At 65.1% G+C, this 22,970-nt stretch carries 23 protein-coding genes; 14 read left to right on the top strand and 9 right to left on the bottom strand.

Annotation, left to right across the window (positions count from 1 at the left end; genetic code table 11):
- Window positions 1-43 precede the first annotated feature (43 nt).
- Window positions 44-316: a DUF4164 family protein gene (locus KIO74_RS17765; protein ID WP_249731044.1), complete on the bottom strand. Its 273-nt coding sequence runs from the start codon at window positions 314-316 to the stop codon at window positions 44-46.
- A 282-nt stretch (window positions 317-598) separates the two neighbouring features.
- Between KIO74_RS17765 and tkt the strand changes: the two genes are divergently transcribed.
- From tkt to KIO74_RS17715, 10 genes are all read left to right on the top strand, one after another.
- Window positions 599-2,587, top strand: a complete 1,989-nt coding sequence (gene tkt, locus KIO74_RS17760; RefSeq protein ID WP_213333101.1) for a transketolase — start codon at window positions 599-601, stop codon at window positions 2,585-2,587.
- Window positions 2,588-2,653: 66 nt separating this feature from the next.
- Window positions 2,654-3,661 carry a type I glyceraldehyde-3-phosphate dehydrogenase gene (gene gap, locus KIO74_RS17755; protein ID WP_213333100.1) on the top strand — a complete coding sequence of 336 codons (1,008 nt, stop codon included), beginning with the start codon at window positions 2,654-2,656 and terminating at the stop codon, window positions 3,659-3,661.
- Between the two features lie 166 nt (window positions 3,662-3,827).
- Window positions 3,828-4,346, top strand: coding sequence for a hypothetical protein (locus KIO74_RS17750; RefSeq protein WP_213333099.1), 519 nt, complete (start codon window positions 3,828-3,830; stop codon window positions 4,344-4,346).
- The gene (locus tag KIO74_RS17745; protein WP_213333098.1) at window positions 4,343-5,539 is read left to right on the top strand and encodes a phosphoglycerate kinase; all 1,197 of its coding nucleotides are present in this window, start codon (window positions 4,343-4,345) and stop codon (window positions 5,537-5,539) included. Before KIO74_RS17750 ends, KIO74_RS17745 begins: the two co-directional genes overlap by 4 nt.
- Window positions 5,540-5,618: 79 nt before the next feature.
- Window positions 5,619-6,683, top strand: coding sequence for a class II fructose-bisphosphate aldolase (gene fba / locus KIO74_RS17740; RefSeq protein WP_213333097.1), 1,065 nt, complete (start codon window positions 5,619-5,621; stop codon window positions 6,681-6,683).
- Window positions 6,684-6,823: 140 nt separating this feature from the next.
- Window positions 6,824-7,480, top strand: a complete 657-nt coding sequence (locus KIO74_RS17735; RefSeq protein WP_213333096.1) for a thiamine phosphate synthase — start codon at window positions 6,824-6,826, stop codon at window positions 7,478-7,480.
- Window positions 7,477-8,646, top strand: coding sequence for a tetratricopeptide repeat protein (locus KIO74_RS17730; protein ID WP_213333095.1), 1,170 nt, complete (start codon window positions 7,477-7,479; stop codon window positions 8,644-8,646). The genes KIO74_RS17735 and KIO74_RS17730 overlap by 4 nt, the downstream gene beginning before the upstream one ends.
- 244 nt (window positions 8,647-8,890) lie before the next feature.
- Window positions 8,891-9,700: an inositol monophosphatase family protein gene (locus KIO74_RS17725; protein WP_213333094.1), complete on the top strand. Its 810-nt coding sequence runs from the start codon at window positions 8,891-8,893 to the stop codon at window positions 9,698-9,700.
- Between the two features lie 234 nt (window positions 9,701-9,934).
- Window positions 9,935-10,921 carry a flagellar motor protein MotA gene (locus tag KIO74_RS17720; RefSeq protein ID WP_213333093.1) on the top strand — a complete coding sequence of 329 codons (987 nt, stop codon included), beginning with the start codon at window positions 9,935-9,937 and terminating at the stop codon, window positions 10,919-10,921.
- 1 nt (window position 10,922) lies between these two features.
- The gene (locus KIO74_RS17715) at window positions 10,923-11,954 is read left to right on the top strand and encodes a peptidoglycan -binding protein (RefSeq protein WP_213333092.1); all 1,032 of its coding nucleotides are present in this window, start codon (window positions 10,923-10,925) and stop codon (window positions 11,952-11,954) included.
- Here the strand turns inward: KIO74_RS17715 and KIO74_RS17710 are convergent.
- A complete protein-coding gene (locus KIO74_RS17710; protein WP_502762081.1) occupies window positions 11,941-13,791 on the bottom strand; it encodes an ABC transporter transmembrane domain-containing protein in 1,851 nt (616 codons plus the stop codon). The genes KIO74_RS17715 and KIO74_RS17710 overlap by 14 nt on opposite strands.
- Before the next feature lie 135 nt (window positions 13,792-13,926).
- Here KIO74_RS17710 and rpmE point away from each other — a divergent pair, with 135 nt between their 5' ends.
- Entirely contained in the window at window positions 13,927-14,157 is a 231-nt protein-coding gene (rpmE, locus tag KIO74_RS17705) for a 50S ribosomal protein L31 (protein WP_213333091.1), read from the top strand.
- A 285-nt stretch (window positions 14,158-14,442) separates the two neighbouring features.
- Here the strand turns inward: rpmE and KIO74_RS17700 are convergent, their stop codons facing one another.
- Window positions 14,443-14,865 carry a DUF1465 family protein gene (locus KIO74_RS17700; protein WP_249731043.1) on the bottom strand — a complete coding sequence of 141 codons (423 nt, stop codon included), beginning with the start codon at window positions 14,863-14,865 and terminating at the stop codon, window positions 14,443-14,445.
- A 595-nt stretch (window positions 14,866-15,460) separates the two neighbouring features.
- Window positions 15,461-15,655 (bottom strand): DUF1192 domain-containing protein, encoded by a 195-nt coding sequence (locus KIO74_RS17695; RefSeq protein ID WP_213333089.1) that lies wholly within the window; start codon window positions 15,653-15,655, stop codon window positions 15,461-15,463.
- Window positions 15,656-16,097: 442 nt separating this feature from the next.
- Here KIO74_RS17695 and KIO74_RS17690 point away from each other — a divergent pair, with 442 nt between their 5' ends.
- Both KIO74_RS17690 and KIO74_RS17685 read left to right on the top strand, forming a co-directional pair.
- Window positions 16,098-16,817 carry a DUF1013 domain-containing protein gene (locus tag KIO74_RS17690; protein ID WP_213333088.1) on the top strand — a complete coding sequence of 240 codons (720 nt, stop codon included), beginning with the start codon at window positions 16,098-16,100 and terminating at the stop codon, window positions 16,815-16,817.
- Window positions 16,818-17,054: 237 nt separating this feature from the next.
- Window positions 17,055-17,255, top strand: coding sequence for a hypothetical protein (locus KIO74_RS17685; RefSeq protein ID WP_213333087.1), 201 nt, complete (start codon window positions 17,055-17,057; stop codon window positions 17,253-17,255).
- Window positions 17,256-17,409: 154 nt separating this feature from the next.
- On the opposite strand, the gene KIO74_RS17680 is transcribed toward KIO74_RS17685, so the two are convergent.
- From KIO74_RS17680 to KIO74_RS17660, 5 genes are all read right to left on the bottom strand, one after another.
- Window positions 17,410-18,213 (bottom strand): tetratricopeptide repeat protein, encoded by an 804-nt coding sequence (locus KIO74_RS17680; RefSeq protein WP_213335755.1) that lies wholly within the window; start codon window positions 18,211-18,213, stop codon window positions 17,410-17,412.
- 727 nt (window positions 18,214-18,940) lie between these two features.
- A complete protein-coding gene (gene rpsU / locus KIO74_RS32265) occupies window positions 18,941-19,171 on the bottom strand; it encodes a 30S ribosomal protein S21 (RefSeq protein ID WP_019403310.1) in 231 nt (76 codons plus the stop codon).
- Window positions 19,172-19,331: 160 nt separating this feature from the next.
- A complete protein-coding gene (locus KIO74_RS17670; protein WP_249731042.1) occupies window positions 19,332-20,441 on the bottom strand; it encodes a 5-(carboxyamino)imidazole ribonucleotide synthase in 1,110 nt (369 codons plus the stop codon).
- Window positions 20,438-20,941, bottom strand: a complete 504-nt coding sequence (gene purE / locus KIO74_RS17665) for a 5-(carboxyamino)imidazole ribonucleotide mutase (RefSeq protein ID WP_213333086.1) — start codon at window positions 20,939-20,941, stop codon at window positions 20,438-20,440. The genes KIO74_RS17670 and purE overlap by 4 nt, the downstream gene beginning before the upstream one ends.
- A 190-nt stretch (window positions 20,942-21,131) precedes the next feature.
- Window positions 21,132-21,347: a YdcH family protein gene (locus KIO74_RS17660; protein ID WP_502762117.1), complete on the bottom strand. Its 216-nt coding sequence runs from the start codon at window positions 21,345-21,347 to the stop codon at window positions 21,132-21,134.
- 553 nt (window positions 21,348-21,900) lie between these two features.
- On the opposite strand from KIO74_RS17660, the gene KIO74_RS17655 reads away from it, so the two are divergent.
- Window positions 21,901-22,950 (top strand): RluA family pseudouridine synthase, encoded by a 1,050-nt coding sequence (locus tag KIO74_RS17655; RefSeq protein ID WP_213333085.1) that lies wholly within the window; start codon window positions 21,901-21,903, stop codon window positions 22,948-22,950.
- The last annotated feature ends 20 nt before the right edge of the window (window positions 22,951-22,970 follow it).

Raw genomic sequence — 22,970 nt, 5'->3', positions numbered from 1 at the left:
CCGAGACCATAGACATGCCGCGCCCGAGGCCGCTGACGAAGACCTAGCGCCGCCCGGCCTCGGAGAGAATGGAGCCGACGACGCTCGTCGCGCGGGCGAGCCGCTTGTCGACGTCTTCCGTGACGGCCTCTAGATTGTTGAGACGCGCCAGCGTGCCGTCGAGTTCGACAGCCATGCGCGCCCGATCATCCTGCATCAGCGACAGCTCGGTCTCGAGATCGCCCCGGCGACGTTCGGTCTCCAAACGACGCATGGTGGCGGCCTCCAGCGTCCCGATGGCCGCCTCGAGTCGCTTCAGCGCCTCAGCAAGCGTCATGTCGATCGCCCTCCCTGGCCTTGATACAAGCATCAGCGGCAGGGTGCGTGGATCCTCTCAGCCGGTATCGCGGCGCAACACGGAGCGCACCCGAATCTCTGCCATATCCCTGCCAATTCTGCGCGACAGGGTGCCGGGTGCGAGATAGAACGTCAATGAGCCTCTTTGACTTGCCCATATCTACTGCTATCAAGCCCCAACGTGCCAGGCGTTCCGGCGCCTCACGTCCATCGCGCGATTTTTCGCGATCGCAGTGACCTCCGAACGCGTGCAGGCGAAACAATGACATCCCAGGTAGAACACGACCGTCTGGCCAATGCACTCCGCGCCCTTTCCATGGATGGCGTGGAGAAGGCCAAGTCCGGCCACCCCGGCCTGCCCATGGGCATGGCCGACGTCGCGACGGTCCTGTTTTCGCGCTTCCTGAAGTTCGATGCCGCCGATCCGCACTGGCCTGATCGCGACCGTTTCGTGCTGTCAGCCGGCCATGGCTCGATGCTGCTGTATTCGCTGCTGCACCTGACCGGTTACGAAAGCGTCTCCCTCGACGAGATCAAGCGCTTCCGCCAGCTGCATTCGAAGACGCCGGGCCATCCCGAGAATTTCGTGACGGCAGGCGTCGAGACGACCACCGGTCCGCTCGGCCAGGGGCTCGCTACCGCGATCGGCATGGCAATGGCCGAGCGCATGCTCGCCGCTGAATTCGGCGAAGACCTCGTCGACCACTACACCTATGTGATCGCCTCCGACGGCGATCTGATGGAAGGCGTCAGCCACGAGGCCATCGCTCTCGCTGGTCATCTCAAGCTCTCCCGGCTCATCGTCCTCTATGACGACAACGGCATTTCCATCGACGGCCCGCTATCGCTTGCCGACACCGTCGACCAGGTGAAGCGCTTCGAGGCGGCCGGCTGGCTCGCCTCCCGCGTCGACGGGCATGATCCCCAGGCGGTCGCAGCCGCCATCGCCAACGCGCGCACGGCCGACCGGCCCGTGATGATCGCTTGCCGCACGACCATCGGTTACGGCGCTCCGACGAAGGCCGGGACATCCAAGGCCCATGGTGAAGCCCTCGGCGCCGAGGAACTGGCCGGCGCCAAGGCCGCCCTGAAATGGGAATACGGCCCGTTCGAGATCCCCACCGATATCGCCAGCGCCTGGCGGGCCATCGGCGAACGCGGACGCGCCGCGCGTGAGGAATGGCAGCGTCGCCTCGCCGCCGCGCCGCAAAACACCCGGGACGATTTCGTCCGCCGCCTCGTCGGCGAGCGCCCGAAGGCGCTCGGTCCCGCGATCTCGGCGCTCAAGGGCAAACTCATCGCCGAGGCCCCGGCCATCGCCACCCGCAAGGCGAGCGAGCTCGTTCTCGAGGCCGTCGTGCCGCTCCTGCCGGAACTGGCGATCGGCTCGGCCGACCTTACGCCGTCGAACAACACCCGCACCAAGACGGCGAAAGCCATCAATGCCGCAGATTTCAGCGGCCGCTACATCCACTACGGCATCCGTGAATTCGGCATGGCCGCGGCCATGAACGGCATCGCCCTGCATGGCGGCTTCCTGCCGGCCGGCGCGACCTTCATGGTCTTCACCGACTATGCCCGCCCAGCCATGCGCCTCGCGGCGCTGATGGGAACGAGCGTGGTCTATGTCATGACCCACGACTCCATCGGTCTTGGCGAGGATGGCCCGACCCACCAGCCGGTGGAGCATCTGGCGGCGCTCCGCGCCATGCCGAACATGCGCGTGTTCCGCCCGGCGGACGCGGTCGAGACCGCCGAAGCCTGGCAGCTCGCCCTCACCCGCAAGGACGGCCCGACCGTCTTGGCATTGACGCGCCAGAACCTGCCTCTGCTGCGCAAGGAAGCCGTCGAGAGCAACCTCTGCGCGACCGGCGCCTATGAGCTGTCGCCGGCGGGCGGGAAGGCCATCGCGACGCTGTTCGCCTCGGGCTCGGAGGTCGAGATCGCCGTCGCGGCGCAGGCCAAGCTCGCCGAGAAGGGCATCCATGCCCGCGTGGTCTCCGTACCGTCGCTGGAGCTGTTCCTCGAACAGCCGGAAGACGTGCAGAAGGCCGTGATCGGCGATGCGCCCATCAAGGTGGCCGTAGAGGCCGCGGTTCGCTTCGGCTGGGACGCCGTCATCGGCCATGACGGCATCTTCGTGGGCATGGCGAGCTTCGGCGCCAGCGGGCCTTACAAGGATCTTTACGCTTATTTCGGCATTACGGCTGAAAGCGTTGTGGAACGTGTGACCGCGCGCCACAACGGCTGACGACGGTCAGTATCATTGGATACGGAAAGGCATCCCCCTGGGGATGCCCAGCGGAGGAGTGAGGTTATGGCGGTTCGGGTCGCGATCAATGGGTTCGGGCGGATCGGGCGCAATGTGCTGCGCGCCATCGTGGAAAGCGGACGCACGGACATCGAAGTCGTGGCGATCAACGATCTCGGCCCGGTCGAGACGAATGCCCATCTGCTGCGTTTCGACTCGGTGCATGGTCGCTTTCCGCATCAGGTGACGGTCGACGGCGACAGCATCAATGTCGGACGTGGGCCGATCAAGGTCACGGCGGTCCGCAATCCGGCCGAGCTGCCGCATAAGGACCTCGGTGTCGACATCGCGCTGGAATGCACGGGCATCTTCACGAGCCGCGAGAAGGCCGCCGCGCATCTCGCCGCCGGCGCCAAGCGCGTCCTGGTCTCGGCTCCGGCCGATGGCGCCGACCTCACGGTCGTTTATGGCGTCAACCACGACAAGCTCACCAAGGATCACCTCGTCGTTTCCAACGCGTCCTGCACCACCAACTGCCTCGCGCCGGTGGCCAAGGTGCTGGACGAGGCCTTCGGCATCGAGCAGGGTTTCATGACGACGGTTCACGCCTATACCGGCGACCAGCCCACGCTCGACACCATGCACAAGGACCTCTACCGGGCCCGCGCTGCTGCGATGTCGATGATCCCGACCTCGACCGGCGCCGCCAAGGCGGTGGGCCTCGTGCTGCCGCAGCTCGCCGGCAAGCTGGATGGCACGTCGATCCGCGTCCCGACGCCGAATGTCTCGGTCATCGACTTCAAGTTCGTGCCGAGCCGGGCGACGACGAAGGACGCGGTGAATTCCGCCCTCAAGGCCGCCGCTGATGGCCCGCTGAAGGGCATTCTTGCCTATACCACCGCGCCGAATGTCTCGATCGACTTCAATCACGATCCGCATTCCTCGACCTTCGCCCTCGACCAGACGAAGGTGCTCGATGGAAAGCTGGTGCGCGTGATGTCCTGGTACGACAACGAGTGGGGCTTCTCCAACCGCATGTCCGATACCGCGGTTGCAATGGCGAAGCTCATCTGAGACAGCAGTTTTGTAGAAGGGCATCGGCAAAGCCGGTGCCTTTTGCGTTCTGAGACAGAAGCGCGCGCGCCACGGCAAGGGAAGGCTCTGGCGGGCGTGTCATGATCGCGAACAGCCGGCGGATTCCCCCCAGTCCGCCACCTCTTCTCGCAACTGGATGGATGCCATGAGCGACCCCCGGACGAGTGGACGTATCGAACCCAGCCTGTCGACGCCCGAGGCGGAGGCCGCGCCGCCCCCACCGGCGGCACCACAACCCGAGACGCGCCCGGCACCGCCGCCGCCTCAACCCGCAGCCGAGACGCGGGCTGCTCCCGCACCCCAGCCGGCTCCGCGTCCCGCTCCGCCCCCGCAGCCCGCCCAGTCGCAGCCACCTCAGCAAGCCGTCCCGGCGAGCCAGCGTCCTGGCCTCGACCAGTTGGCCCGCATCGAGGAGAAGGCCGCCCGCATCGAGGAAAAGTTCGCACGCTCCGAAGCCCTGATGCTGCGGCTTGAGGCGCAGATCGAAAAATCGACCGGGATCACCGGCTCCCTGGCGCGCCAGGAGGATGTCGCGGCCGTCGACTATCGCGTCAGCCGGCTTCCCGGCTACGGCACACTCATCGTCGTCGCAGCACTGGCCGCCATCGGCGGCGCCGTGCTCGCCGTTATCCTTCTCCGCTACGCAGGAGGCCTTGGCCTATGAGCTCGTTCCGCACCCTCGACGAAGCGCCGGTGAAGGGGCAGCGCGTCCTTGTACGCGTCGACATCAACGTCCCCATGGAGGATGGCAAGGTCACAGATGCCACGCGCATCGAGCGGGTGGTGCCCACGCTGCGTGAGATTGCCGACCGTGGCGGCAAGGTCATTCTGCTCGCCCATTTCGGCCGCCCGAAGGGCAAGCGCGAACCGAAGGACAGCCTGAAGCCAGTGGTAAAGGCAGTGGCGGCGGCGCTGGGCAAGCCGGTCGCCTTCGCTGAGGACTGCATCGGTGAGGCGGCCGCTCAGGCGGTCGCCAAGCTTGCCGACGGCGGCGTCCTTCTCCTCGAGAACACCCGCTTCCACGCCGGCGAGGAAAAGAACGACAAGGCCTTCGTGGCCGAGCTCGCCAAGCTCGGCGACATCTATGTCAATGACGCCTTCTCGGCGGCCCATCGCGCCCATGCCTCGACCGAGGGGCTGGCCCACGTCCTCCCGGCCTATGTCGGCCGCAGCATGCAGGCCGAGCTCGACGCGCTGCGCAAGGGCCTGGAGAAGCCCGCGCGCCCGGTCGTCGCCATCGTCGGCGGCGCCAAGGTGTCGACGAAGCTCGATCTCCTGGAGAACCTGGTCGCCAAGGTCGATGCCCTCGTGATCGGGGGCGGCATGGCGAACACCTTCCTGCATGCCGAGGGCGTCAATATCGGCAAGTCGCTCGCCGAGAAGGATCTCGCCGATACCGCTCGCCGCATCCTCTCGGTCGCGCAGGAAAAGAACTGCGCCATCATCCTGCCGGTGGACGGTCTCGTCGCCTATGAGTTCAAGGCGAATGCGCCGCACCATGCCTATGGTTTCGACGCCGTGCCGACCGACGGCATGATTCTCGATGTCGGCCCGCAATCGATCGAACGGATCAAATCCGCGATCGACGATGCCGCGACGATCGTCTGGAATGGCCCGCTCGGTGCCTTCGAGCTCAACCCCTTCGACCATGGCACCGTCGTTGCCGCCCGGCATGCCGCCGAGCGGACGAAGCAGGGCAAGCTCGTGTCGATCGCCGGTGGCGGCGACACCGTCGCGGCCCTGAACCATGCAGGCGTTGGCGACGATTTCACCTACGTGTCCACGGCCGGCGGCGCTTTCCTCGAATGGCTCGAGGGGAAGGATCTGCCGGGTGTCAGCGCGCTGAAAGTGTCCTGATCCGCAATTCGGGCCAACCGGCCCTGTCGCTCCCATCCCCTAGTGGCCGCTGGCCACCGTCGCATAGGAGATCTAACACGTGTCTCGCATTACCCTGCGCCAGTTGCTCGATCATGCCGCGGAAAACGGCTATGGCGTTCCCGCCTTCAACATCAACAACATGGAGCAGGGCCTCGCCATCATGGCGGCGGCCGATGCGGCCGATGCCCCTGTGATCATCCAGGCGAGCCGCGGCGCGCGCTCCTATGCCAACGACCTCGTCCTCGCGAAGCTGATCGAGGGCCTGGCGGAACTTTACCCACACATCCCGCTGTGCATGCATCTCGACCACGGCAACAACGAAGCGACCTGCGCCACCGCCATCCAGTACGGCTTCACCTCCGTGATGATGGACGGCTCGCTCAAGGCCGACGGCAAGACCGCCGCCGACTGGGACTATAACGTCGGCATCACTCGCAAGGTGGTGGAGATGGCCCATTGGGGTGGCGTGTCGGTCGAGGGTGAGCTCGGCGTGCTCGGCTCCCTGGAACATGGCGGCGGCGAGCAGGAGGACGGCCACGGCGTCGAGGGCGAGATCGGCCACGACCAGCTGCTGACCGACCCGGAAGAAGCGGTGAAGTTCGTCAAGGAGACCCAGGTCGACGCGCTCGCCATCGCCATGGGCACCTCGCACGGCGCCTATAAGTTCACACGCAAGCCCGACGGCGCCATCCTCGCCATGCACGTCATCGAGGAAATCCACCGGCGCCTGCCGGACACGCATCTCGTCATGCACGGCTCCTCCTCGGTGCCGCAGGATCTGCAGGACATCATCAATGCCTACGGCGGCGAGATGCCCCAGACCTGGGGCGTTCCGGTGGAAGAGATCCAGCGCGGCATCAAGCACGGCGTCCGCAAGATCAACATCGACACGGACAACCGCATGGCCATGACCGGCCAGATTCGCAAGGTGCTGAGCGAGAACAAGGGCGAGTTCGACCCGCGCAAATACCTGAAGCCCGCCATGGAGGCCATGACGAAGCTCTGCAAGCAGCGCTTCGAGGAGTTCGGCACGGCGGGCCAGGCCGGCAAGATCAAGCCGCTGTCGCTGGCCGCCATGGCCAAGCGCTACGACAAGGGCGAGCTCGCGCCCAAGATCAGCTGAAGTTCGGCTGGCGACCGGCTGAACATCAGCCGATCGTGAGGGATGGCGGCCACTCTCGCGCCATCATCAACGGCAGAATCACGTTATGCTCCGCTCTGTCAGCGGAGCATCGCCGCGTTTTGGCGGCATCGAGTGAGTGAATGACCAAACCCTTCTGCCGTCTTTATCTCGTCAGCCCCGCAGTCACCGCCCCCGAGGCCTTCGCGCCCATGTTGAAGGCTGCTTGCGCCGCCGGCGACATTGCCGCCGTGCTGCTGCGCCTCGATGCGAGTGACGAACGCGCTGCCATCAACATCGTCAAGGAACTTGCGCCGATCGCGCAGGACGCTGGAGCCGCGCTGATTGTCGCGGCCTCCCCGGGCGTTGCCGCGCGCGGCGGGGCGGACGGTGCGCATCTCGATATCCGCAACGCGGACGATCCGGAGGATGTGCTCGGCGACGCGATCTCGCAGCTTCGGCCTGAGCGCATGCTGGGCGCGGGCGGCCTCAAGAGCCGCCATGCCGCCATGCAGGCCGGAGAGGCCGAGGTGGACTATGTGATGTTCGGCGAACCGCGCCCCGACGGCAGCGTGCCCCCGGCCTCCGAGACCCTTGAGCGCGCCGGCTGGTGGGCGTCGATCTTCGCGACGCCTTGTGTGGCCTACGCCGAAACGCTCGGCGATGTCGGCCCGCTGGCTGCCGTCGGCGTCGAATTCGTCGCGCTCGGTGACGCGGTCTGGACGAATCCGGCCGGACCAGCCGCCGCCGTCACCGAGGCCCTTGCCAGCATAGCCGCCAACGCTCCGGAAGAACCATGACGCCGCGGGCGCTGATCCTCGGCGGGCTGGTAATGACCACCATCGCATCGGTGGCGGTGGAAGCCATTGCCCAGGAGCGAACGCAGCCGCCCTCCCGCGCGCCCTCCAACTCGCCCTCTCTGCCGGCCGCGTCATCCGGATCGACCGGCGGCGGCAATGCCCAGCCAGCCCGTCCACGCCAGCTCCCCTCGACGGTGATGCCGAACTTCGACGGGTCCGGATCGCTGGACAGCCCCTTCGGGAGTCCTGCCCAACCCGGTTTCGGCCAGCCATCCCAGTCGGCGATCCCGACGCTACCGAGCTTGCCCGATCCCAATGCGGATGCTGCCTACGGCGCCTACCAGCGCGGCCTTTACCGCCGCGCCTATGACGAGGCGAAGCAGCGGGCGGACCGCAACCCGCGCGACGCCGCCGCCCTGACCCTGCTCGGTGAACTCACCAACCAGGGCCTCGGCATACGCCGCGATTTCACGAAAGCGGCCGAGTGGTACAAGCTGGCGGATGCCCAGGGCGATCCCAACGCGTCCTTCGCGCTGGCGATGATGGTGCTGGCGGGACGCGGCGTACCGAAGGACGAGATGGCCGCCCTCGGTTATCTCGAGAAGGCCGCCAAGGCCGGCCAGGGACCGGCCGCCTACAATCTCGCCGTCGCGTTGATCAGCACCGGCAAGCCGGAGGACCTGAAGCGCGCGATCGACCTGCTGCGCACCGCCTCGCAGGCCGAAATCGGTGATGCCCAATATGCGCTCGCCGTGCTGACCAAGCAGGGACGCGGCTTGCCGAAGAACGATACCGAGGCCGCGCAATGGATGGCGCGCGCCGCGGCGAACGACAACATCAGCGCCCAGGTCGAGTATGCGATCATGCTGTTCAACGGCGAGGGCGTTAAGGCGGATGAGAAACGGGCCGCGCAACTCTTCGCGCTGGCGGCCGGACGCGGCAACGCCATCGCGCAGAACCGTTACGCGCGTCTCCTGGCAACCGGCCGGGGCGTCGCGAAAAACCGTGTTGAGTCGGCCGCCTGGAACCTCATGGCGACGCAGCAGGGTCTCGCCGACAGATGGCTCGACGACCAGCTGAAGGACCTGTCCTCCGCCGAGAGGATCAAGGCGGAGGGGCTGGCGCGCCAGCGCAACGCCGATCTCTCCGCCAATCTGCAGCCTTGACGGGCGGCCAGCGGGCAGGCACACAGCAGCATCGATATTGCCACCGATCTCATTGGACTTGGCCGCCCTCTTGCGGCCGAGCCGCCGAGACCGGTTCACCGGATCAATTCTCTGGTTTAGTGTCCGCGTGCCAGCCTGTCCGGCTGGCGGTCCTTGGACACGACCTCCGGAACACAATCCAAGTTTACCGATATTCAAGTTTACCGATGGCGTCACGAAACGGCGCGAAGGCAGAACCCAAGCAATGATTCGCTCCCCGCTCATCACCGTCATGTCGGAGGCCGTCATTAAGGCCTCGCGTTCTCTCAAACGCGATTTTGGCGAAGTCGAAGCCCTCCAGGTCTCCATCAAGGGACCGGGTGATTTCGTCTCCAATGCCGATCGCAAGGCGGAAACAATCCTTCGCGAGGCCCTGGAGAAGGCCCGCCCCGGCTATGGCCTTGTCATGGAGGAAAGCGGGATCGTCGAGGGCAGCGATACCTCGCATCGCTGGCATATCGACCCGCTGGACGGCACCACCAACTTCCTGCACGGCATTCCGCATTTCTGCATCTCCGTCGGCCTTGAGCGTGACGGGCAGATGGTTGCCGGCATCATCTATGACCCCATCAAGGACGAGATGTTCATCGCCGAGAAGGGCAAGGGCGCATTTCTCAACAACCGCCGGGTACGCGTCGCCGCGCGGCGGGAGCTGAGCGCGTCGGTCGTCGGCTGCGATATTCCGCATCTCGGCGAGCGCACCCAGGCCACCACGCTTCGCGAGATCGCGACCATGAGCGCACGCGCCGCCGGCCTGCGCTCCTACGGAGCGGCCGCCCTTGATATCGCCTATGTCGCCTGCGGCCGCTTCGATGCCTTCTTCGGGCGCGGCCTCAAGAGCTGGGACATGGCCGCGGGCCTCGCCATCCTGCGCGAGGCGGGCGCCTTCGCGAGCGACGCCGACGGCGGCTCCGATCCCGTCGCGAAGGGCCATATCGCCTGCGGCAACGAAGCCCTGCACCGCGAATTGCTCGAGGTTCTCAAGACCGCGCGCGCTCCCCAGCCCGCCGCCTGAGGCAACCCCGCCGGCTCAAGACGGGAGAGCCTTTGAGGCCTCCCGCAAGCGGGTGTCCCATCCGGGCCTTCAAACCTTTCAAAACAAGGCATACAAAAATAGCACGCTCAAGACCCGGATGCATAAAGCCCTCGGGATGGCGCGGGCTCCCCGCCGTAAAGGCTTGATTGCGAACGCCGCGCCAGCGAACATGCAGCCACGTCTCTTGATTGCCGTGAGCACGCGGGTGGATGCATGGTTGCCGATGACTCCCTGAAGCTGACCCCTCCCCGGATCCATGTGATCCGCATGCTCGTGTTCATCGTGCTCGTCGGCTTCCTGGCCTTTGTGCTGCACCGGCAGATCACAACGGCGTTCATGACGAACCCGGGGCTCAACGGCCTCATTATCGGCGCTCTCCTCATCGGCATCATCCTGGCCTTCCGCCAGGTGATCCGCCTGTTCCGCTCGGTCCGCTGGGTCAATGAGCTGCGCCGCTCGAACCCGAACGCGACCCTTGATTCGCCGCCGAGCCTGCTCGGCCCGACGGCGAAGCTGTTCGGCAACAAGAACTCATCGCGGGGCGTCAGCACCCACACTTTCCGCGCGATCCTCGAATCGATCGGCGCGCGCCTCGACGAGAACCGCGAGAACCTGCGCTATCTCGCAGGCCTCCTCGTCTTCCTCGGCCTGCTTGGCACCTTCTGGGGCCTTCTCGAGACGGTCAGTTCGGTGGGCAACGTCATCTCCTCCATGCGCACGGGTGCGGAAGCCGGTGTCCTGTTCGAGGAACTGAAGAGCGGGCTCGCCGCGCCGCTCGCCGGCATGGGCATCTCCTTCTCGTCCTCGCTGTTCGGCCTCGCCGGCTCCCTCGTCCTCGGCTTCCTCGACCTGCAGCTCGGCCAGGCGCAGGGGCGCTTCTACACGGAACTCGAGGACTGGCTGTCCGCCCATGTGGTCGATAACCCCAACCCCATGTCCGGCAGGCTGCCACCGGCGCTCGGCGGCTCCGACCAGGACGTCGCGGCCGCGCTCGAAAAGCTCGCCACGGTGATCAACGACGGCCAGGGCGGTCGCGCCGCCACCCATGCCATGGCCAATCTCGCGGAAGGCGTCCAGGGCCTCGTGCAGCACATGCGGTCCGAACAGCAGATGATCCGCGACTGGGTGGAATCCCAGGCCGGCCAGCAGCGCGAGCTGAAGCGGCTGCTGGAGCGCCTCGTCGACGAGCGGATCCGCTGACATGGCCCTGTCCCGCGCCCGCCGCTCCGAGCGCCGGCTCGACTACTGGCCGGGCTTCGTCGATGCCCTGTCGACACTGGTGCTGTCGATCATCTTCATCCTGACGGTCTTCGTGCTGGGGCAGTTTTTCCTGTCCCAGGAAATCTCGGGGCGTGACACCGCCCTGCAGCGCCTCAACCGCCAGATCCTGGAGCTGAACGAACTGCTCGCCCTTGAGCGCGCCAACCGCCAGGATGCCGAGGACAATCTTGCCGCGTTGCAATCCACCCTGCAGACCGCCGAGGCCGACAGGCTGCGCCTGCAGGGCCTCCTGAGCTCGGGCTCGGCCACCAGCACCGCTGCGAACACCCGCATCGGCCAGCTGACCGCGGAAATCGACAAGGAAAAGGCCATCTCGGCCCGGGCGCTGACGCAGGTCGAGCTGCTCAACCAGCAACTCGCCGCGTTGCGGCGCCAGCTCGCGGCGCTGGAGGACGCCCTCGCGGCCTCCGAGGCGCGCGACAAGGAAAGCCAGGCGCGCGTTGCCGATCTCGGCAGTCGCCTCAATGTCGCGCTGGCGCAGCGTGTCCAGGAGCTTGCCCGCTTCCGCTCGGATTTCTTTGGTCGCCTGCGGCAGATCCTGGGTGAGCGGCCAGACATCCGCGTCGTCGGTGATCGCTTCGTCTTCCAGTCCGAGGTCTTTTTCGACGCCGGCTCCGCCGCTCTTCTGCCCGCGGGCGCGGCCGAGCTCGACAAGGTGGCGACCGCGCTGGTCGATCTCGACAAGGAGATCCCGGCGGATATCCCCTGGATCATCCGCGTGGACGGCCACACCGACAAGCGCCCGCTGTCGGGCTTCGGCGAGTTCAAGAGCAACTGGGCCCTCTCCGCCGCGCGCGCCATCGCCGTGGTGCAATATTTCGTCAGCAAGGGCGTGCCGCCGCAGCGGCTGCTCGCCGCCGGCTTCGGCGAATACCAGCCGATCGAACTGGGCGACAACGACGACGCCTACCGCCGCAATCGCCGCATCGAGCTGAAGCTTACGGAACGGTGAGGCCCGCTCCGCCAGCCACGACGGCCACCCGCTCGGGCGTGGCATGGCTGAACTGCAGACGCGCGAGCCGCGCGTAGAGGCCGCCCCGCGCGACAAGGCTTTGATGCGTGCCTTCCTCCACGATGCGTCCCTCATCGATGACGAGGATGCGATCCGCCGAGAGCACGGTCGCCAGACGGTGCGCCACCACGAGGGTCGTGCGCCCTTCCATCAGGCGGTCGAGCGCGGTCTGGACGAGCTGCTCGCTTTCGGCATCGAGCGCCGAGGTCGCCTCGTCGAGCACCAGGATAGGCGCGTCCTTGAGCACCGCCCGGGCGATGGCGATGCGCTGGCGCTGGCCGCCGGACAAGGTGACGCCCCGTTCGCCGACAAGGGTCTCATAGCCCTGCGGCAGCGCCTGGATGAAACCGTCGGCGGCGGCGAAAGCGGCCGCCTGCCGCGCCTCGGCCTCGCTCGCGTCGGGACGCCCGTAGCGGATGTTGTCGATCACGCTGGTGCCGAAGACGACCGGGTCCTGCGGCACGAAGGCGATGCGCCGGCGCACGGCCGCGGGATCGGCCGTCGCGATGTCGACGCCATCGACGCGCACAATCCCCGCCTGGGGATCGTAGGCGCGCAGCAAAAGCTGGATCACCGTGCTCTTGCCGGCCCCTGAAGGACCAACGAGGGCCACTCGCTCACCCCGACGGATCTCGAAGCTGAGGCCATCGACTGACGGCGTCTCCGGCCGGGTCGGATAGGCGAACCGCACCGTCTCGAACGCAACGGTGCCCAGAGGCGGCTCAGGCAGTGCCACAGGCCGCGCCGGGACCGTGACGGCGGGCTTGGTTGCCAGAAGCTCGGCGAGCCGCCCAGCGGCACCTGCGGCCTGGGAAACCTCACCCCACACTTGGCTGAGCTCACCGAGCGATGAGGCCGCCAGCACGGCGTAGATCACGAACTGCGACAGGCGCCCGGCGGTCATGCGGCCGGCGAGCACGTCCTGGGCGCCATACCAGAGCACGGCGACGACGCTCGCGGACACGAGGAACAGGGCAATGGCGGTCAGTATCGCGCGCGCGGTCACCGAAGCCCGGGCGGCCTCGAAAGTCTCTTCCGCCGCCCGGCTGAAACGCGACGCGGTCGCATCCTCGGCGTTGAAGGCCTGCATGATGCGCACGGCACCAATGGCCTCCACGGCATAGGCGGAGACCGCCGCGAGCTTGTCCTGGGCGATCCGGGAGCGCCGCCTGACACCCCGGCCGGACGCCACCAGCGGAATGACGATGATCGGGATGACGATGAGCACCAGGCTCGACAGGCGCGGGCTGGTGATCAGCATCATCGTCGCAGCGCCGAGGAACAGCACGAGATTGCGCAGGGCGACCGAAGCGCTGGCACCGAAGGCGGCCTTGATCATCGTGGTGTCGGCGGTCAACCGCGAGGTGATCTCGCCGCTCTTGGTCCGGTCGTAGAAGCCGGCATCGAGATGCGTGAGATGCCGGAAGACGGCTGAACGCAGATCCGCGACCACCCGCTCGCCGAGCGTCGTCACGAAATAATAGCGCGTGGCGCTGGCGAGCGCGAGAACACCGACCACGACGACGAGCACGGCAAAATAGCTGTCGATCATGCCGGCGCCATCGGTCGAGAAGCCATGGTCGATCACGCGGCGCACGGCAAGCGGCAAGGCGAGCGTGGCGGCGGACGCCATGAGCAGGGCGAGGCAGGCGGCGGCGATGAGGCCGCGATAGCGCAGGGCAAACGGCAGCAGAGGCCGGAGCGCGCTCAGCGGTGCCCGGGGCCTGGTTTCGCTTCCAAGATCGTCCATCTGGCTTGCCGATCGGCGTGCCATCATCAATCCTCCGAATTTGCTTCCTTTTGTCCGCTTGTCCTTCGCTTGGCGCTGCGCTATAGGGTCGCGACCCTGAGACAACCTGCCGACGATGTGCGTGGTTGCCGCCGCTTGCGGTGACTTCGAAAGGAATTTGCCATGAAGGCCGACATTCACCCCACCTACCATTTCATCAAGGTCACGCAGACCGACGGTTCCACCTACGTCACGCGTTCGACTTATGGCAAAGAGGGTGACAACCTCAACCTCGATATCGACAATCTGACTCATCCGGCCTGGACCGGCGGCACGCAGCAGCTGCTCGATCGCGGTGGTCGCCTGTCGCGCTTCAACAACCGCTTCGCCGGCCTGAGCTTCGGCAAGAAGTGAGCTGGTGATGCCTGCGCCGGTTCATACCGGCGCGGCCTCGCGCAGCTCAATTCCAGCCCTCTGACAGGTTGAGCGGCATATAGCGCCTGCACCCTGCGAGGGACTTGCCGCGCACGGAGACTAGGAACACGAAACGGCGGCTGGATATTTCCAGCCGCCGTTTCGTGTTTGTCGCAGATGATGCAGTGCGCTGGAGCCCCACATGGCTTTAGACCTCGCGGGGCTCCAGCAATTCCGGCTCGCTGGCTTCGAGAAGCAGCAAGCCGGCCCCCCAACCTTGTTTAACTAAAGCAAAACTGATTGTAGGCGTTTGACTTGAGTCAAAGGCGCCTGCGTCGCGACGAAAACGACGTCGTCGTCGCCTGTGGCGAGCACGTGCTCAAGATGCTTGATGCGGGTGAAGAGACGCTGTGCGCGCGCCAGCAACTCACAAAGCCGTGGCGGGAGCGCATCGTCCATCAAGAGAACCTCGTTCGGCTCGGCGTTGGCGAGCCGAACCTTGGATTTCTCGCTGCGCGCCTCACGCATGCTGATCTCGCCATCCGCGACCGCGCGGTGCAACAGCAGCCAGGATGCCATCTGCATCAGGCGCGTCGTGAGGCGCATGCTTTCCGTCGCATAGGCCAGGGCGGCCTGTCGGCGCAATGCGCGGGCCTCCGCGCGCCCCGCCCCTTCCAGGTAGGCGGCCGTCTCCTCGATCAGGGCCATGCCTTCACGGAACAAGCGGCGAAACTGCTCCGAAGCAACGAAATGCACGCCGAATGGAATCGGCGCCGTCGCCTGCCGAGTCATGTCTACGCTTGCCATACCTCACCCTTCCGGCTCCGGCCGGACGCCGACGTCTCGTAATGAAACATCGACTCCCGCCTGGGTTCGGTATCGCAAGGACAACGCCAAGCACGGGCGGCCGGAGCGACCCACTGGTGGTGTGAAGCACTCATGATCAGCCGCAAGCCCAAGCCGCGAGACAGAGAGTATGCTGGCCAGATGACGACAGCGATGCGATCTCCGCGCGCGCAAGGCGGCCGATTTTGACACCGCCCGGCGGGATTGCCGAAAACGCCGCGCATGGCATCGGCACGGCGGGACAGGGTTTGGCGCCGTGCGCGCAGGGTCCAAAAAGAAGCCGCCCTTTGGGCGGCTGAAGGTCGAAGCAGGGAGGCGTCAAAAAGAGTGGACAGGGCCACTCAGCGTCCAGGAAATGGACACCCTAGTCATATATTGGAAACCTTAATGGACCGTTGCCTGACCGCCATGGCCAGACGCCCGCGTCAAAAAGATACAAATGCGACCGTCAGCCCGTTCAGGAGCGGAACACGGCGTCCGCCTGGGCCCGTGAGGCCTCCTTCGCGGTCTGCGCCGCCATCAGGCGCTCGATTTCCGCCCGAAGCAGCGCGATACGTTCGGTCAGTTCATGGAGCGACAAGGTGCTGAGGTCCTGACCGAGAACATGCGGGGTCACGGGTCGGGGGGCTTCATCATCGAAGAGGCCAACCATCGGCAATTCTCCTCATGCTGCCATCGCGGGATGCGCCCATCGTTCATGGAACACTTACCCCGATATGGCAATGAAGGTGTCGAAGGCAAAGGGGCGCCGGCTTGGAGATACTTTTACCGCACCCGACATCGCTTTCTCGCGGTTCGCCATTTGCCAGCGACCGTTGCAACGCCTATATTCCGCCAGTTCCCCTTCATCGGTGGTGACGTCCCGCCCTGGCCGGTTAGCCTGGCCGGAAGCCCGCGGAAGGTTTACCTAGAGCGCTTGTGAACCGGATGGTATCATCAGATTCACAAGAAATCGCTCCAGATCAATAACTTGGAGCCAAGTTGGCTGTGCGGGCGCGGCAAGTGCCCTCCGTTGCCAAATAGGTTCTGGCGCTTGACCTCACAGGCGTCGTCGTGAAGACGATGCCGCGAATAAGACCTTTAAGGAGCTCCCTATGTCCACGGGCCCCCTGATGCCGAAAGCGACCGCCGTCTGGTTGGTCGAGAACACGGCATTGACCTTTGAGCAGATCGCCGAGTTCTGCAAATTGCACCCGCTCGAGGTGAAGGGCATCGCCGACGGCGAAGTCGCGATCGGCATCAAGGGTCTCGACCCGACAAGCACGGGCCAGTTGAGCCGCGAGGAAATCAGCCGTGCCGAAAAGGACGAAAACCACGTCCTGCGCATGGCCGCGCCCAAGGTCAAGCTGCCGGAGCAGAAGCGCAAGAAGGGTCCGCGTTACACGCCCGTTTCGCGGCGCCAGGACCGTCCCAATGCCATCCTGTGGCTGCTGCGCAATCATCCTGAATTGAAGGATGCGCAGATCATGCGGCTGATCGGCACCACCAAGACGACCATCCAGCAGATCCGCGAACGCACCCACTGGAACGCGGCGAGCCTCGCGCCCATGGATCCGGTCACCCTCGGGCTTTGCTCCCAGATCGATCTTGATTTCGAGGTCGCGCGTTCGGCGAAGGATCGCCCCGCCCAGATGGACGCCGGTCAGACCTTGCTATCGCCGGAGGAAACCACCGCGCCACTCCATGAAGACACGATTGATCCGTTCAGCGACATGAGCCGTCCAAAGAAGGAAGAGGATGACGCGATCGACGCTGACAGCGTTTTCGCGAAGCTCAAGCAGTTGCGGCCCCGCGATGACGAGGACGAGGATTGAACACATCCAAGCCGCAGGGGCTTGAAGGGACATCGGGAGTTTGAGCTCCCGGAATAGCGGGGCGCCCGGTTGGGCGCCCTTTTTGTTGGGAAACACACCTTACGAGGGTGCGGGCACGGACACGCCCGTGCCATTGCAACGCACTGAAACGCAATGCAACGCCGCTGTCACTCCGCCAGGGGGGCGAGAGAATAGAGTGTGCCTGTTGGGGGGCGCCCGATAGCAGGTAGGGTTGCCATGCAATTTGCACAATCGATTGCGACCGCAGTCGCCAGCCTGTCGTTCTGGACGGCGATCGGCTACACGCTCTGGCGCAGCCTCTGCCATGAGCGGGGCATGGCGGCATGGCGCGAACGGATCATCGGCCGGTGTGCCGGCGGCATGAGGGGCTTGGCGAGAGGGGCTTGGCGAGATTGGGCTCTCAAGCGCGCGCGATAGGCGCACAGACCTTGTGGCGTGCGGGTGCTCGCTCAACCCCTGAGTGGCTCTGGATCAGATCTGTGTCAGGATGGCATCATCCGGCACCATCCCGTCGGTGAATTGGCTCGCCTCGTTCAACCGGAGAAAATCCACGGCAGACGGACGCGTGTGGCTAGCCGAAGAGCCCGCCTCCACTCTGAAGACGACGGAGGCCCTGCTTGGCGAGATCGTTATTGGGGTCCACCGAGATCGCGCGCTGATAGGATTCGATCGCTTCGTTCTTCTTGCCGAGGCGCTCGTAAGCCATGCCGCGACCAGCCCATGCGTCGGCATTGTGATTGTCGACATTGAGCGAGGCGTTGAAGTCCTCGACCGCCTTGTCGTACTGGCCGACCGCGAGCAGGCTCTGGCCTCGTCCCGTATAGGGCGCCGCGACGAAGGGATTGCGGTCGAGAGCGGCGTCGAAGTCCTTGATCGCCAGTTGGTTCTGGCCCTGGCGCTGGTAGACGAGCGCGCGGGCGTGGAAGGATTCGGCGGATTCAGGGTTGATCTGGATCGCCCGGCTCAGATCGGCCTGAGCCTGATCGAAGCGGCCCTGGACACGTAGCAGATTGGCACGCCCGACATAGGCAGGCGCATAATTCGGGTCAGATGCGATAGCGCGGTCGAAATCGCTCAGCGCCTGCTGGTCGCGCCCGGTCTGGCGATAAGCCAGCGCGCGATTCGTATAGGCTGGCGCATAATTGGGATTGAGTTTCACCGCCTGCGAGAAATCAGCGATGGCATCCGAGAATTGCCCGGTGCGGGCATAGGCCGCGCCGCGGGTGTTGTAAGCCCCGGGATCATTGGGGTTTGCCTTGATGACGTCCGTCAGCGACGCGATATTCGTCGACGTGGCGGCGGAGTTGTCCTTCACGAGCTCAGCGACCCTGGCCGATTGCGGAGCCACCGTCTCACAGGCCACCAGACCACTCATCAGGCCCGCCGCCGCAACGATTCGAGCGCCAACCCAGAAGCGATATCCCGCCGTGCCATAAGAACGACGAGGAGAGGCCTGCGCCGCGCGCTGATTCATCACCACAGATTCTCCTACCTTGATGCCAGTTATCCCCCGGCATCCCGAACGAGTCCGCTCTGCCGCCACCACCTGACGCCAGACCGGACGCAATAAACACTGGTCTGGTTAACCTTTAACCATCATTCTGGCGAAATCCGGTTTCTGAAGTATTCAGTTCGCTGGCGGTTCACAGACGTCGGCTGGTGGACGATCGCCGTTCATTTTACCGGGCACGAACAGCCGGTCATAAAAGATTATTTATATCAATTGGTTATCGGCACCAGGTCACTCGCGAGAACGATCTGCCATGGCGATGGTGCCGATTGTCGGCCCGCCTCGCGGCGGATTGTCTCAACCTGCGTCACAAGCAGATCAGCTTGGCATCCAGCACATGCGTCCTGCCCCACGCGATTTCATCCCGTCGAAGCTCAGCTCTGCACAATGACGTGGTATCCAAACGGAAAAGGCGCCCGGGAGGTTCCAGGGCGCCGCATAACTCGACTGTCTGTATCATAAGCGGCGCCGGCTGCGATTAGCATCCCACGATTCAGCTTCGCCATGGGCTACTGTCTGAACAGCGCAGTCTCACCTGCTACCATGAGCGTCGGCGAAGACGCGAAACCGGCTACGCCGAGCCGGTCAGTGATCAGCGCGTGGGCTTCGGCTTCGAAGGCAGCAGGCCTTCGCGCTGAAGACGCTTGCGCATGAGCTTGCGCGCGCGACGCACGGCCTCAGCCTTCTCGCGGGCCCGCTTCTCGGAGGGCTTCTCGTAATGTCCGCGAAGCTTCATCTCACGAAAGATGCCCTCACGCTGCATCTTTTTTTTCAGCGCACGCAGCGCTTGATCGACATTGTTGTCGCGAACGAGAACCTGCACGCCTTCATCCCGTATTCTGAGTAGGTTTGGCAAAAGCCGAAAGCGGCGCTGAAACGCGCCGCCACCAAGGATGGTTGCGAATAGCAGATGTCATCACGGCTGTCCACCATCGCAGCCATGATTCCGGCATCAAATCGCGATCGACCGTCACCGTCCCATCTCATTCGGGCAGGACACGGGTGACATGGCCCATCTTGCGGCCGGGACGGGCGCTGGCCTTGCCATAGAGGTGCAGATGCAAACCGGGTTGCGCGACGATGTCGGCCCAGGCCTCGACATCGTCGCCGATCAGATTGCGCATCTCCACCTGGCCGTTGCGACGGGTGGAGCCCAAAGGCCAGCCGCAGACCGCGCGGATATGCTGCGCAAATTGCGAGGTGACCGCCCCCTCGATGGTCCAGTGACCGGAATTGTGCACCCTCGGGGCAATCTCATTCACGACGATCGGGCTGTCCCCGCCTTCAAGCACGAACATCTCGACAGCCAACACCCCGACATAGGACAGGGCATCGGCGATAGCCTTCGCGGCCGCGATGGCCTCCGCCGTCTGCTCCGCGGAGAGCGCGCTTGGCACCGTCGTGATGTCTAGAATGTGATGCCGATGGACGTTCTCGCACACATCGTAAGCCGCAAAGGCGCCCGCCTGGTCGCGCGCGCCCACGACGGACACCTCGCGCACGAACGGGACGAACCCTTCCAGAATGGCAGGCGCATGGCCGATCGCCGCGAGAGCCGCATCGAGATCGGCCCCAACCTCGATCTTCACCTGCCCCTTGCCGTCATAGCCGAAACGGCGCGTCTTGAGGATTGCCGGCGCGCCGAGATCGGCAAGGGCCGTGACAAGGTCCTGCCTACTGGCGATGTCCCGAAATGGCGCTGTCGGAATGCCGAGCGCCGCGACGAAACGCTTCTCGAGCAAACGGTCCTGGGTGGTCGCCAGGGCCTTGTGATCCGGAAAAAGCGGCACATGCCGGCGAAGAAGATCCACGCTTTCAGCGGGGATATTCTCGAATTCGTAAGTGACGACATCAACAGCGGCCGCGAACGCGACCAGAGCCGCCTCGTCCTCATAACCGGCCACGGTGTGCTTGCCCGCGACCTCGAAAGCCGGACTATCCGCGTCCGGCGCGAAGATATGCGTCTTCAATCCGTAGGATGCCGCCGCGATAGCCATCATGCGGCCAAGTTGCCCGCCGCCGAGAATTCCGACAGTCGAGCCGGGCGGCAGCGCGCCCATCCCTGCCCTGTCGGCGGAAGATTCCACGCTCATGATGTCGTCTCAGGGACATCGGCTACCGCAGCCGTCTGGCGCTCGCGCCAGGCTTTGAGGCGCGCGGTCAGCTCGGCATCGTCGAGGGCCAGAACGGCAGCCGCGAGCAAGGCCGCGTTCACGGCACCCGCGCGGCCTATCGCCAGCGTCCCGACGGGGATCCCGGCCGGCATCTGCACGATCGAGAGCAGACTGTCCTTTCCGGACAGGGCCTTGGACTCCACGGGCACGCCGAAAACCGGAAGATGCGTCAGCGCGGCCGCCATGCCAGGCAGATGCGCCGCGCCGCCGGCACCGGCGATGATGATCTTGTAGCCGGCGTCCGCCGCACCCTTCGCGAAATCATACAGCCTGTCCGGCGTGCGATGGGCTGAAACGATCCTGGCATCGAACACGATGCCCAGCGCCTCCAGCGTCTCTGTGGCATGACGCATGGTTGCCCAGTCCGACTGGCTTCCCATGATGACGGCAACCGGTGCCTTGCCCGCTTTCCCATTCATCGGGTGATCATCCCTTTCCAAAGCGGGCGAATGCCGTAGCCGGCGCTTCCCATACGTTTGCGCTCCTCTGAAAATCGCGCCATAGCGGGTGCGGAGGCCCTACGCAAGGGCCGACGCGGTCATGTCGCCCGCCTCGCAGCCCTCTGCGGGTGTAGCCGCAGCCGGCGCAGCCTTGCTACAGCCGCCGTCATCACGCAATGATGTCCGGGGTTAACTGGTCCTCGATGAAGGAGATGCGATCCTTCAGGAAAAGCTTACGCTTCTTCAACCGCTGGATCTGCAATTGATCGGCTGGACCGACATGCTCCAGGGCACCGATCGCCATGTCGAGATCACGATGCTCCTCCCGCAACCGCGATAACTCAGCCGCGAGGACATCCTGCTCGTCGCCCTCAAACAGGCCGATAACCAAGGGTTTGTCCGAGTTGTCGGCGCTCGGGGGCGGAGACCCGCCGCCTTGTAGTGAGACAATTGAGGGCGGCAGCCGCACGTCGTTCACCCGCGCCTCCGCGTCTGTCCTCGCCGAGGTGCAGCACCAGCGCCCATATCATTACCTCTGCAACACGTCGATCGCGTGTTCATGCCGGCCTGAACTTCCCTCAAGATAACGAATCCCACCGGGACCGCGGAGCACCTTTCAGAACCAAGAGCCTTAGCGGCCATCAGCTGTCAAGGCGCCTGCCACCCTGCGTTAAGCATCATACGCCGGAGCGCGAAAACGTTCCACCGCGACGATGAGCCAGTAGCGGCTTCCAACGTATGCAGTGACTATCGGTCACGCCCCCGAGGGCGCTTCCCGTGCCGGTTGTCTTGAATAACGGCGACGATATCGGTCCAGCGGCCCTGCCCAGCATTGCCGGAGCCTTGACCGATGATTTGGACGGCCGGTTCAGGGGACTTGCCGAGGGGACTTGCCGAGGGGACTTGCCAAGGGGACTTGCCAAGGGCATCCCTTGCCGATGCACGCTTTATCCAGCCCAGCCCATATCGCTTCCGAGCAGATCCAGACCGTTGTCGTGGCGGACGACCTCGCCGGCGATCGCCTGGACCGCTTTCTCGCCGCCGCCTTCTCCGACCTGTCCCGCTCCCGCCTGCAACAGCTCGTCAGGGCAGGACAGGTTCGCATCGATGGGGCGGTCGTGGAAGATCCGAAGCACAAGGTGACCGTCGGCGCCACGGTCACCTTGGTGGTGCCGCCCGCCGCCCCCGCGGAGCCGGAGCCGGAGACGATCCCGCTGACCGTGCTCTACGAAGACAATCACATCATCGTCATCGACAAGCCCGCCGGCCTCGTCGTACATCCCGCGCCCGGCCATGCCAGCGGAACGCTGGTCAATGCGCTGCTGGCCCATTGCGGCGACAGCCTTTCCGGCATTGGGGGCGTGCGGCGTCCCGGCATCGTGCATCGACTGGACAAGGACACGTCCGGTGTGATGGTGGTCGCCAAAACCGATCAGGCCCACGCCGCGCTGTCCGCGCAGTTCGCCGATCATGGTCGCACCGGGCCGCTGGAGCGCGTCTATACGGCAGTTGTCTGGGGCATCCTGCCCACGCTGAGAGGCACCATCGATCAGCCGATCGAGCGCGCCACGCACAACCGCGAGAAAATGACGGTCACCCGCGAGGGGCGAGGCCGGATCGCGATCACCCACTATGAAGTCGATAGGGTCTTCAGAGGCGATGAGGACCGCGGTATGGAACCCATCGGAAGCTTCGTCCGTTGTCGTCTTGAAACAGGGCGAACCCATCAAATCCGCGTCCACATGGCTCATATCGGCCACCCCTTGCTGGGCGACCAGCTTTACGGGCGGGGTTTCAAGACGAAGGAGAGCCTGCTCGGCCCCGCCGCCCGCTCCGCGCTCGAGATCCTCGGACGGCAGGCGTTGCATGCCCGTACCCTTGGTTTCGCCCATCCGGCGACAGGCGAATTCATGAGCTTTGAAAGCGCGCCGCCGGAGGATTTGGCACGATTGGTAGCGGCCTTGCCGACAACAAGACCCAAACAGTAGATCATGTGCGGAATCGCACT

The sequence above is a fragment of the Chelatococcus sp. HY11 genome, assembly GCF_018398335.1.
Taxonomy (GTDB): domain Bacteria; phylum Pseudomonadota; class Alphaproteobacteria; order Rhizobiales; family Beijerinckiaceae; genus Chelatococcus.
The sequence above is the reverse complement of the archived record's forward strand: the minus strand, read 5'-3'. Positions and strand labels throughout refer to the sequence as shown.

What these genes read in the sequence shown, in the direction of transcription:
- purE (WP_213333086.1), bottom strand. Translation starts at nt 20,941, where the DNA reads ATGAATGGGAAAGCGGGCAAGGCACCGGTTGCCGTCATCATGGGAAGC.
- tkt (WP_213333101.1), top strand. Translation starts at nt 599, where the DNA reads ATGACATCCCAGGTAGAACACGACCGTCTGGCCAATGCACTCCGCGCC.
- KIO74_RS17730 (WP_213333095.1), top strand. Translation starts at nt 7,477, where the DNA reads ATGACGCCGCGGGCGCTGATCCTCGGCGGGCTGGTAATGACCACCATC.
- KIO74_RS17685 (WP_213333087.1), top strand. Translation starts at nt 17,055, where the DNA reads ATGCAATTTGCACAATCGATTGCGACCGCAGTCGCCAGCCTGTCGTTC.
- KIO74_RS17750 (WP_213333099.1), top strand. Translation starts at nt 3,828, where the DNA reads ATGAGCGACCCCCGGACGAGTGGACGTATCGAACCCAGCCTGTCGACG.
- KIO74_RS17690 (WP_213333088.1), top strand. Translation starts at nt 16,098, where the DNA reads ATGTCCACGGGCCCCCTGATGCCGAAAGCGACCGCCGTCTGGTTGGTC.
- rpmE (WP_213333091.1), top strand. Translation starts at nt 13,927, where the DNA reads ATGAAGGCCGACATTCACCCCACCTACCATTTCATCAAGGTCACGCAG.
- KIO74_RS17670 (WP_249731042.1), bottom strand. Translation starts at nt 20,441, where the DNA reads ATGAGCGTGGAATCTTCCGCCGACAGGGCAGGGATGGGCGCGCTGCCG.
- KIO74_RS17680 (WP_213335755.1), bottom strand. Translation starts at nt 18,213, where the DNA reads ATGAGTGGTCTGGTGGCCTGTGAGACGGTGGCTCCGCAATCGGCCAGG.
- KIO74_RS17725 (WP_213333094.1), top strand. Translation starts at nt 8,891, where the DNA reads ATGATTCGCTCCCCGCTCATCACCGTCATGTCGGAGGCCGTCATTAAG.
- KIO74_RS17765 (WP_249731044.1), bottom strand. Translation starts at nt 316, where the DNA reads ATGACGCTTGCTGAGGCGCTGAAGCGACTCGAGGCGGCCATCGGGACG.
- KIO74_RS17655 (WP_213333085.1), top strand. Translation starts at nt 21,901, where the DNA reads ATGCACGCTTTATCCAGCCCAGCCCATATCGCTTCCGAGCAGATCCAG.
- KIO74_RS17695 (WP_213333089.1), bottom strand. Translation starts at nt 15,655, where the DNA reads ATGGTTGGCCTCTTCGATGATGAAGCCCCCCGACCCGTGACCCCGCAT.
- gap (WP_213333100.1), top strand. Translation starts at nt 2,654, where the DNA reads ATGGCGGTTCGGGTCGCGATCAATGGGTTCGGGCGGATCGGGCGCAAT.
- KIO74_RS17745 (WP_213333098.1), top strand. Translation starts at nt 4,343, where the DNA reads ATGAGCTCGTTCCGCACCCTCGACGAAGCGCCGGTGAAGGGGCAGCGC.
- KIO74_RS17720 (WP_213333093.1), top strand. Translation starts at nt 9,935, where the DNA reads ATGGTTGCCGATGACTCCCTGAAGCTGACCCCTCCCCGGATCCATGTG.
- KIO74_RS17710 (WP_502762081.1), bottom strand. Translation starts at nt 13,791, where the DNA reads ATGATGGCACGCCGATCGGCAAGCCAGATGGACGATCTTGGAAGCGAA.
- KIO74_RS17715 (WP_213333092.1), top strand. Translation starts at nt 10,923, where the DNA reads ATGGCCCTGTCCCGCGCCCGCCGCTCCGAGCGCCGGCTCGACTACTGG.
- KIO74_RS17735 (WP_213333096.1), top strand. Translation starts at nt 6,824, where the DNA reads ATGACCAAACCCTTCTGCCGTCTTTATCTCGTCAGCCCCGCAGTCACC.
- KIO74_RS17700 (WP_249731043.1), bottom strand. Translation starts at nt 14,865, where the DNA reads ATGGCCCTGATCGAGGAGACGGCCGCCTACCTGGAAGGGGCGGGGCGC.